The 9322-nt window shown below is 66.3% G+C and carries 8 protein-coding genes; 5 read left to right on the forward strand and 3 right to left on the reverse strand.

Features of this window, described 5'->3' with window-relative positions; translation table 11 throughout:
• The first annotated feature begins 38 nt into the window (after positions 1–38).
• Genes PKC53_RS11825 through PKC53_RS11835 form a run of 3 tightly spaced genes read left to right on the forward strand, consistent with a single transcriptional unit; the run spans position 39 to position 4393 of the window.
• Positions 39–1232 (forward strand): metallohydrolase, encoded by a 1194-nt coding sequence (locus PKC53_RS11825; protein ID WP_324428785.1) that lies wholly within the window; start codon positions 39–41, stop codon positions 1230–1232.
• Positions 1229–3481: a ThiF family adenylyltransferase gene (locus PKC53_RS11830; protein WP_324428787.1), complete on the forward strand. Its 2253-nt coding sequence runs from the start codon at positions 1229–1231 to the stop codon at positions 3479–3481. Before PKC53_RS11825 ends, PKC53_RS11830 begins: the two co-directional genes overlap by 4 nt.
• Positions 3482–3523: 42 nt before the next feature.
• Positions 3524–4393, forward strand: a complete 870-nt coding sequence (locus PKC53_RS11835) for a hypothetical protein (protein ID WP_324428789.1) — start codon at positions 3524–3526, stop codon at positions 4391–4393.
• Positions 4394–4803: 410 nt separating this feature from the next.
• Here PKC53_RS11835 and PKC53_RS11840 read toward each other — a convergent pair whose 3' ends face one another.
• The 3 genes from PKC53_RS11840 to PKC53_RS11850 form a co-directional block, all read right to left on the reverse strand.
• On the reverse strand, positions 4804–5985 hold the full coding sequence (locus PKC53_RS11840; RefSeq protein WP_324428790.1) for an IS91 family transposase: 1182 nt from the start codon (positions 5983–5985) through the stop codon (positions 4804–4806).
• Positions 5986–5997: 12 nt separating this feature from the next.
• Positions 5998–6933, reverse strand: coding sequence for a site-specific integrase (locus PKC53_RS11845; RefSeq protein ID WP_324428792.1), 936 nt, complete (start codon positions 6931–6933; stop codon positions 5998–6000).
• Between the two features lie 286 nt (positions 6934–7219).
• Complete coding sequence (locus PKC53_RS11850) at positions 7220–7696, reverse strand: AlpA family phage regulatory protein (RefSeq protein ID WP_324428794.1); 477 nt, start codon at positions 7694–7696, stop codon at positions 7220–7222.
• Between the two features lie 325 nt (positions 7697–8021).
• On the opposite strand from PKC53_RS11850, the gene PKC53_RS11855 reads away from it, so the two are divergent.
• Together PKC53_RS11855 and PKC53_RS11860 are read left to right on the forward strand one after the other, a co-directional pair.
• The gene (locus PKC53_RS11855) at positions 8022–8612 is read left to right on the forward strand and encodes a sigma-70 family RNA polymerase sigma factor (protein ID WP_324428796.1); all 591 of its coding nucleotides are present in this window, start codon (positions 8022–8024) and stop codon (positions 8610–8612) included.
• Positions 8613–8673: 61 nt separating this feature from the next.
• Positions 8674–9322 (forward strand): ParA family protein (locus PKC53_RS11860; protein ID WP_324428798.1); only part of this gene is annotated, 649 nt, incomplete at its 3' end.

Below are 9322 nucleotides of genomic sequence, written 5' to 3' on the forward strand. Positions count from 1 at the left end.
ATTAGTGTACGACAGCGCACTCGGTACAGGGACTCAAGATGCCTACCACGATCACGTTCTTCCCCGTCGACAACGGCGACATGACCCTCATCAAGTTCGGCGACGCCGCGAGCACCACCCTGCTCATCGACGTCAACATCCGGCAGGACGCCGACGATCCCGACGGAGACGCCCGCGACGTGGCCAAGGACCTGCGGGACCGGCTCAAGAAGGATGAAAACGGCCGCCCTTACGTCGACGCGTTCCTGCTCAGTCACCCGGACCAGGACCACTGCCGCGGGCTCGCGCGCCACTTCCACCTAGGGCCGCTCGCCGAGTACCCGGACGACAAGAGGGACTACAAGGACAAGAAGATCGTGATCCGGGAGATCTGGTCATCGCCGATCGTCTTCCGGCGCGCCAGCAAGACGCATACGCTGTGCGACGACGCCAAGGCCTTCAACACCGAGGCCCGCCGCCGGGTTCAGGCGAACCGCGACAAGGGTTTCGCCGTCCGAGACGGCGACCGGATCCAGATCATGGGCGAGGACATCGACGGCAAGACTGACGACCTCGCTCCGATCCTGCGGAAGGTCGATGAGGCCTTCAACGAGATCAACGGTACCGCTTCGTCTTTCTTCACGGCCCGGTTGCTGGCGCCCATCGATGCGACTGATGACGAGGAACTCGAGGAATCCCTCGCCAAGAACCAATCGAGCGTCATTCTCAACTTCACGCTGGCCGCGGACGCGCAGACACCCGACGGCGCCAAGTTCCTGACCGGCGGCGATGCCGAGGTATTCATCTGGAACCGCCTGTGGCAGCGCCACGAACACGAGTCGGCGGTCCTCGAGTACGACATCATGCAATCGCCGCACCATTGCTCGTGGCACTCGTTGTCCTACGACAGTTGGTCCGAACTCGGCGAGGAGGCGGAGATCGACCACGGCGCGCGCAGCGCGCTATCGCAAACGCGAGACGGCGCAGTTGTCGTGGCAAGCTGCAAGCCAATCGCCGACGATGACAGCGATCCGCCGTGCATCCGTGCCAAGCGCGAGTACCAGTCGATCGTCGATGTCGCCAAGGGCGCGTTCTACTGTACCGGCGAGTACCCCAAGGCCGACGCTGTCGAGCCGCTCGTGTTCACGGTGACTGCGCAAGGCGTGCAGCCCCCGTCGAAGAAAGAAGCCGGAGTCAAGGCAGCGGCTGTCGTGTCGTCGGCGCGTACCCCGATGCCGCATGGAACGCGATGACGGCAATCGACGACGCTCTCGATCAACTCAGACGACACCGCGGCCTCTCCCGGGTCGGTAACCCTATCGAGGTCGACGGGGCAGTCCGGATTGAGATTGACATCCCCGTCGAACTGCCCAGCCGGTCGCGTCCGAGCGGCACCTCTGCCACGGGCGTGCGGGCGCTGGAGACCTGTACGCTGGTCTTCCGGACTGGCTGGCCGCTCTACGCACCGCGCCCGTACTTGCGCGCGGACTTCCCGCTCGATCTGCCCCACATCAACCCGCATCGCGCCGGCCAGTTGGTCTCGCCCTGCGTGTTCGAAGGATCACTGGACGAACTTCTACATCGCTTCGGCCTCGACGCGATCGTCGACCAGGTGATCGAGTGGCTCGGAAATGCGGCGGCGGGAACGCTGATCGACCTCGCGCAAGGCTGGGAACCGACACGGCGAGACGCCTGCCCGTCCACGGTCGTCTTCAGCGCCGAACAGGTCGGCGCGGCTGCCCCGGAGGACGGGGCCATCCTGACAACGATTGCAGGCTACGCCACGGTCGAGGGCGGCCTGTACGCGTACGTCTCTCGCGCTCTGGAGGCACAGCCAGCGCTGGTCTTCGAACAGGCTCTGCAGGGCGAGCCACGCGGCACATGGGCCTCTGGGCGGTGTGCGACTTTCGTTGCACGCGCACCAATTGTCGATGGACAGCCCCACGTGGCCGCGACGTACCAGCCCGAAACGGCGGTCGATCCCGACTCCCTACTCGCGCGCGCTGCCGAGCTCGGAATCGACCACGAGGCGCTTGCGCAAGCGCTTGGCGACTACTACCGCCGCTCGATCCTCGATCCAAGACAGGACCCTCGCGGCTGGGCGAAGGGTCTCTACGCCATCGTGATACTCGTCGTCCAACGGCCGGCGTCGCTAGTGGGCATGCCCGGTAGGAGCGTCGAGCTCCTGCCGTATGTCGTGCACTACGAGGTCGACGCGAAATCTCCGTTCGAGCGCAACGCCTCGGTTCATCCGGCCTTCCACGCACATGCACTCTCGCCCGAGCTGCTCGCGCGGGCGTCGGGGCATCCTCTGGCGGCGATGAAGCCTAAGGTCGTGCTTCTCGGCTGCGGCAGCCTGGGCTCGAAGCTGGGGCTGCACCTTGGCCGCGGCGGGTTCGGGAACCTGACCTTCGTCGACAACGAGGCGATGTCACCTCACAACCTTGCGCGTCATGCGCTGGTGGACGAGATGTCGGCTTTGCTGCCAACCAACAAGGCCGACCACATGAAGGCCGCCTTCGCCAAGCTGTCGCACACGGAAGCCCGTGCGGTCAACGTAGACGCCGTATCCCTATTGACCAACGCGAGTCGATTCGCCGACATCGTTCCCGACGACACCACCCTTATCCTGGACGCGACGGCCTCGCTCCAAGTCCTTGCCGCGGCCTCGACGTCTGTGCTCCTGACCGGCAATGCAGGGCGACTCGCGCGGGCCGCGCTATTTGGCCAAGGGCGATGCGCCGTCCTGATGCTGGAGGGGCTCAGCCGAGCGTCCCGCGTTGACGACCTGGCGTGCTTGCTCTTCGAGCATTGCCGCGCGCATGGGGAAGTCCGCGTCGCGATTGCCGGCGACTCTTCCGAGCCGACCCGGATCTTCGTCGGAGATAACTGTCGGTCACTGACCACGCCTATTTCCGACGCAGTGATATCGCGGTCGGCAGCGCCGATGGCGATCCAGATCGAGCGCTGGCTCATCACCGGAGTTCCATCGTCCGCCCAGTTGTGCATCGGCGTCGCCGACTCCGGGGGCCTGGGTATGAGCTGGACCACGATCACCGTCCCTCCAACGACAGTCGTTCCTGTGGCCGAGGACGGCGGGTGGGAGGTCCGAGTGCTTCCCGCAGTGGCTGGCGCGATCGACGTGGACGCGCGCCACTGGGGAGAACTGGAAACCGGTGGCGCGCTGGTCGGTCGGGTCTCTTACGAATCCCGCACGATCACGATCGCAGGTCTCGTCGACGCGCCGCCCGATAGCGTTCGCGGGAAGAATCGGTTCATCCTCGGCATCAACGGGCTGGTTCAAGACCTACGCCGGGCCCACGCCGATACTCTTGGGCATCTCATGTTCGTTGGAACTTGGCATAGCCATCCGCTTGGTGGATCGCACTCGGGCATCGATCGCGAGACATTGAGGGCAATCGCCAAGTACGCCGGTGGACTTCCCGCAGTGTCGTTGGTCTGGACGCCATCGGGCTTGCGATGTGCGGTCGATCGCTGGTGACTACGCGAGGTCGTTGCCGGTCTGAGCAAAGTTGAGAAGTCAGTGACGTACCTACCTGTGCACGACGGCGGCCTTCAGATCTTTGACGTCGATCATGGCCAGTGCGCGCTGCTGACGATGCCTGCGATCGGCGGAGCGGTTTATCGGATCCTGGTCGACTGCGGGCATGCGACGAGTTTCAGAGGCGCGCCGTGGTATCCAGGGGCGCATCTTCAAGGCCTCGGGGTTCGCTTCGTCGACATGCTCGTTTGTACGAACTTCGACGAGGACCACATGAGCGGCTATCCCGACTTGGTGAGCCGTGGCATCAGCATAGGCCGCATCTTGGCCAATCCCACGGTTGCGCCCGAAACGATTGTCAGCCTTAAGACTCGAGATGGCATGGGTCCGGGTATCGCCGCGCTCGCCAACACGCTCGCTATCCGTCGAAGCATGGCTTGGGCGCAGGTGACGCCCACCATCCCGAACGTCAACATGATCTGGTCGTGGAACCCCTATCCATACTTCGACGATGAGAACAATCTCAGCCTCGTGTTTACGCTAGACATTCGAGGGTTCCGGTTCATGTTCCCGGGTGACATGGAGAGCAATGGCTGGGCCAATCTCCTGGCGACATGCCCGGCGTTCCGACCGGTCGTAGCTGGAGTACACGTGCTCGTTGCCGCCCACCACGGGCGGTGGAGCGGCGTGTCAGAGGAAATGTTCGACGTGCACGGCTGCAATCCGAACTTGGTCGTCATTAGCGATGACCACAAGCAATACGACACACAGGACACGACGACCTACTATGGCAGCAAGGCAATCGGCATCACCGACTTTCGCGGGCAGCCTGGCGTGAGAAGAGTCCTCACCACTCGCAGCGATGGGGAGGTCCGGTTTTCGTTCGTGAACGGTCGCTGCGACGTTTGGTGAGACAGACATGGGGCTGCTGCGCGCTAGGCGGCGAGCGCTTGGTGCCGCCAACGCTAAGGACCACCCCTGTTAAGGCTTGCGTGACACCTGCCCTCCCGCGCAGGCAGTGGCGCTACCCCGGCGCGTCCGGGCAGGTGTTGCGTAAGCCTCGAGGGAGGAAACCGCGGCGAACGCCACGGTGGTCGTTGTGCGCCGCGGCTATGGCGATTGAGTGGCGCTGAGGCTGCGATCCAGCTGCGCGCGGCGCATCCTCAAGACCGGACCGACGATCACGGATCGCCTGCGACGCGCCACGGCGTCGTGGCAGAGCGCGGCAACGCAGCTTGCAGGTGCCGTCATCACGGCATGCGCGCAGCGCTGCACCGGACGCCATGGTTGGCGCCGAGTTGGTCGATGGTGATCGCGCGTCGTCATGATGCTGGCGGCGCTCGGATCGAGCAGCCGCGCAAGAAGACCTGCAGCACCACCATGGCGTGGCCGCAGTGCGCACACACGAAGGTCGGCGCCGGTGTCGTCGACGCATCGTCTGCCGACGCGGCGCACGCAGGCGGCGCCACCTGCAACAACTCGCGCGCCAGCGCCAGGTTGTCCCGCCGGTTGCTGTTGGCCAGCAGGCCGAAGTGCCGGATCCGGTGGAAGCCGCCCGGGAGGACGTGCAGCAGGAACCGGCGCATGAACTCCTGCGGGCTCAGCGTCATCGCCTTGTGGCGCGTATTGCCCTTGGCGCGGTAGTCCTTCCAGCGGAAGGTGACGCCGCGCTCGTCCATCGCGAGCAGCCGGCTGTTGGAGATGGCCACGCGGTGCGTGTAGCGCGACAGGTAGGCCAGCACCGCCTGTGGTCCGGCGAACGGCCGCTTGGCATAGACCACCCACTCGCACTTGCGCAGTGGCGCGAGCCACGCCTTGAAGTCAGCGGCGTCGGCCAGCGCCGCGTGCTCGCCGAAGAACCTGAGCTTGCCGCTGTCGTGCAGCCGCTGCAGTTCCTCCAGGAAGCGTCGCCGGAACAGCCGCGACAGCACGCGTACCGACAGGAAGAACCCCGGCCGGCAGGCCACCCAGCGCGAGCCGTCGGGCGAGAACCCGCCGCCCGGCACGATGCCGTGCACGTGCGGGTGGTGGGTCAGCGCCGAGCCCCAGGTATGCAGCACCAGCGTGGCGCCGATGTCGGCGCCCAGGTGCTTGGGATCGGCCGCGATACGCTGCAGCGTCTCGGCTGCCATGTCGAACAGCAGGCCGTACAGCGCCGCCTTGTTCTGGTACGCGATGTCGGCGATGGGCGCGGGCAACGTGAAGACCACGTGGTAGTACTCCACCGGCAGCAGATCGGCCTGGCGCGCGTCCAGCCAGCGCCTGGCGGCGCTGCTCTGGCACTTCGGACAGTGCCGGTTACGGCACGAGTTGAAGGAGACCTGGTCCAGGCCGCAGCCGTCGCAGCGCAGGACATGACCACCCAGTGCCGCCGTGCGGCACTGGGTGATGGCCGACATCACCTTGAGCTGAGCCAGGCTCAGGTGACCGCGCTGGGCCTTACGCCAAGCGGGTCCGTGGGCACGGAAGATGTCGGCGACCTCGAAGGCAGGTCGCCCGCGCACGGTGGCGTGCTGCTACAGCGCTGGCGGCTGCGGTGCAGGCTCGGGAACAGGTTCGCCTGCGGCCTTGTCGGACGTGTGATCCAGCGGGCTGATGACGCGGCGCAGCAGGTCAGTGGCCACGGCGGCGTACAGGCTCGTGGTGTCCAGCCGCTTGTGCCCGAGCAGCACCTGGATGACACGGATATCGACCCTCTGCTCCAGCAGGTGGGTGGCAAAGGCGTGGCGCAGTCCGTGCGGCGTAATGCGCTTGTCGATGCCGGCGGTGGCCCCTGCCAGGTGCACGGCGCGGTTGAGCTGGCGCGCAGTCACGTGGTCGGTGGGGTCCAGGCCTGGGAACAACCAGCCACCGTTGCGGATCTTGCCCTGCGCGTGGCCCAGCCTCCACCAGGCGCGCAGCCGCTCCAGCAGCACCGGGCTGAGCATGGCGTAGCGGTCCTTGCGGCCCTTGCCCTGCTCCACGCGCAGGGTCATGCGCTCGCCGTCGATGTCGCCGACCTTGAGCGAGACGACTTCGCTGACGCGCAGGCCCGCGCCGTAGGCCACCGACATGGCGGCCTGGTGCTTGAGGTTGGGAGCGGCTGCGATCAGGCGGCCGACTTCCTCGGGGCTCAGGATCACCGGCAGCTTGCGCGGCACGGCCACGTGCGTCATCTTGAGCATGACCTCTGGCCGGCCCAGCGTGATGTCGAAGAAGAACTTCAGCCCGGTGAGGGTGGCGTTGATGGTGACCGGGCCGGTGCCGGTGTCCACCAGATGCAATTGGAAGCGGCGCAGGTCCTCGGCAGTGGCGGTGTGCGGCGATCGGCCGAGGAAGGTGTAGAGCTTGCGCACGGCGCGGATGTAGCCGTCCTGCGTGTGCTCGGCAAACTTGCGCATGCGCATGTCCTCGAGCATGCGCTGGCGCAGCGGCGAGACGGTGGCCGGTGGGGTCGGGGTGGGGACGTCCATGATCCTGCTCCTGTCGGTGACCGAGGCGGATTGCCTCGGTCGCCAACATCGCAGAGTCACGGGTGCAACGATCCGCCACGAACGTCGCCGGAGCGCCTACCGCGCGAGCGGTTTAGTCCATTGGCTCGGTGCTACCGGTCGCCGACGTTGCCTGACGGACTGCTGTACCACGCATTGCAGCCCTTCACATCGCTGATTGCGTGGGCTCCCCAGGTTCATTCTGCCGGGCAGCACTCTCTGTACCGTCGCCAGGCACGCGGAACGAACGCTCACGCGCGTGGTCCGGCTAGCCGTTCGAGATGATCGGCCGGCAAATCCTCTTCCTAACATCCGGCATCGGCGCCTTCTTCATGCCCTTGCTCCCAGCCTGCCGCCTGCTCTGCAACCAGGCCATCACCTCGGCCAGGTCCCACACCACGCAGCGCGCCGTGAGGTAGAACCGCTGCGGGAATTCCCCGCGGCGCTCCAACTCGTAGATCGTCGAGTCCGCCAGCGGGACGATCTGACGTAGCTCGTTGCGGCGGATCGTGCGCCGCAGTCCCTTGGGATCGGTCGGCGCTGCCTTGCGCAGCTCCCGGATCGCTCGCGCGTCGAACGCGCCCGGCGGCTCGGTCTCGAGTACCGCCTGCCGAAGCGCCGGGGCGCCATTCCGGCCGGCATCACGATCGTCTTCGACGACACCGTCGAGTGCGGCAGGCGTCGCCTGCGGCCTCCCGGTTCCGGCCAGCCGCGCCACGTCTTTGAACTGATTCCCTCGTTTCATCCGCACCCCCGTTCTCGGTCCATGGGCCACCGCAGCGCCCCGACCGACTCTCGAAACCGTCAACCTCGCGAGCCGCCACTATCTGGCGGCTAGCGAACCTCGGGGCCCACGTGCGGCGTCCTGGCGCCTCTCGCCATCGATCGCCGGCATTCGCCATCTATCGCGAGGCCCTTGGTCTCCGGTTACGGAATCCCGGCCAGAAGTGTCGGGACACATCGACCACTACTGCCGTTGTCGGCCCTACGAATTAGGTCGCCTGTCGCTCTTTTCCTTCCGCTGACCTCCGCTCGATCTCCTTCCCGTCCGGCAACCGACGGGGAGAGTCATGGCGCTCAAGGCGGGAGAGGGTCTCCAGCGATGGGAGATCGCGGTTACGAAGAAACTGGTGGGTGAGTTCAGGAGGCGGTCTCGAAGCCTCGAGCGGGAGGAGTTCGACGATCTGATGCAGGAGTGCCTGGCGCACTGGATCGTGGTGCGACGGAAGCTCGCGCCCGATCCCGATTCCCCGCCCGTGGGGTACATGGCGCAGGTCATCCGCAACAAGCTCACGGATCTGATCCGCGAGCGGGCGGCCGACAAGCGCGCCGGAGAGCAGGACGCGCTGTCGCTCGACGCCGCGCCCGACGGCTCCGACGAGGGCCTTACGCTGGCCGACCTGCTGGCCGACAAGGAGTCGGCCCAGCAGGACGAGGCCGGTGCCGTCGATCGCCAACACGCGCGCATCGACATCGGCCGCGCCCTGGCTCGGCTCACGCCGGTCCAGCGGCAGTTGTGCCAGATGCTCGGCGAGGAGGGGCTGACCATCAAAGAGGCCGCCGAGCGGCTCCGAATCCACCGCGGCACCCTGTACGAGGAGATCAAGCGCATCCGTCGGGTGTTCGCAGACCAGGGGCTTGGCGACTATCTGAAGGAGTAGCCCGACACTTTTCCCGGCGATTCCGTATGCCTGAGGACCGACCTGAATCGGCGCGGAATCGATGATCAAGTTCACCATCACCAGCACCAAGGGCGGCGTCGGCAAGACGACGCTCACGGCCAATCTCGGCGCCTTGCTCGCCGACATGGGGCTGCGCGTCCTTCTCGTGGACGCGGACGTCCAGCCGTCGCTGTCGAAGTACTTCCCGCTGGCAAGGCCGCAGCCGGCGGCCGGGCTCACCGAGGTGATCCTGCGCGGCGAAGTCACCGCTGCGTGCATCACGGCGACGGTCTTCCCGAACCTCGACATCGTCGTGTCCGACGATCCCGAGGGCCACCTGCCCAACTGGCTACTCAATCGGATCGACCGCGGATTCCGGCTGCGTTTCGCGCTGCAGGCCGCCGTGGTGGCGAACGCCTATGACTGTGTCCTGATCGACACGCAGGGCGCCATCGGCCCGCTGCAGGACGCGGCCCTGATGGCCGCAGACATCCTCGTCTCGCCGATCACGCCGGAAGTTCTCTCCGCGCGCGAGTTCAAGGACGGCACGATGGAACTGCTCGACCGGCTGGAGCCGGGCAGCGCCCTGGGCGCCACGCTCGGGCCGGTGAAGGCGGTGATCTACCGGCAGGACCGCACGGCCGACGCCCGTCTCATCGCGAGCGGCATCCGCGAGGACTTCATCCGCCTGAAGGGCAGGGTGTCGGTGC

The sequence above is a fragment of the Azohydromonas sp. genome (assembly GCF_035325925.1).
Lineage (GTDB): Bacteria > Pseudomonadota > Gammaproteobacteria > Burkholderiales > Burkholderiaceae_C > Calidifontimicrobium.

Coding starts and splice junctions, on each gene's coding strand:
- PKC53_RS11845 (WP_324428792.1), bottom strand. CDS start 6,933: ATGGACGTCCCCACCCCGACCCCACCGGCCACCGTCTCGCCGCTGCGC.
- PKC53_RS11825 (WP_324428785.1), top strand. CDS start 39: ATGCCTACCACGATCACGTTCTTCCCCGTCGACAACGGCGACATGACC.
- PKC53_RS11830 (WP_324428787.1), top strand. CDS start 1,229: ATGACGGCAATCGACGACGCTCTCGATCAACTCAGACGACACCGCGGC.
- PKC53_RS11850 (WP_324428794.1), bottom strand. CDS start 7,696: ATGAAACGAGGGAATCAGTTCAAAGACGTGGCGCGGCTGGCCGGAACC.
- PKC53_RS11855 (WP_324428796.1), top strand. CDS start 8,022: ATGGCGCTCAAGGCGGGAGAGGGTCTCCAGCGATGGGAGATCGCGGTT.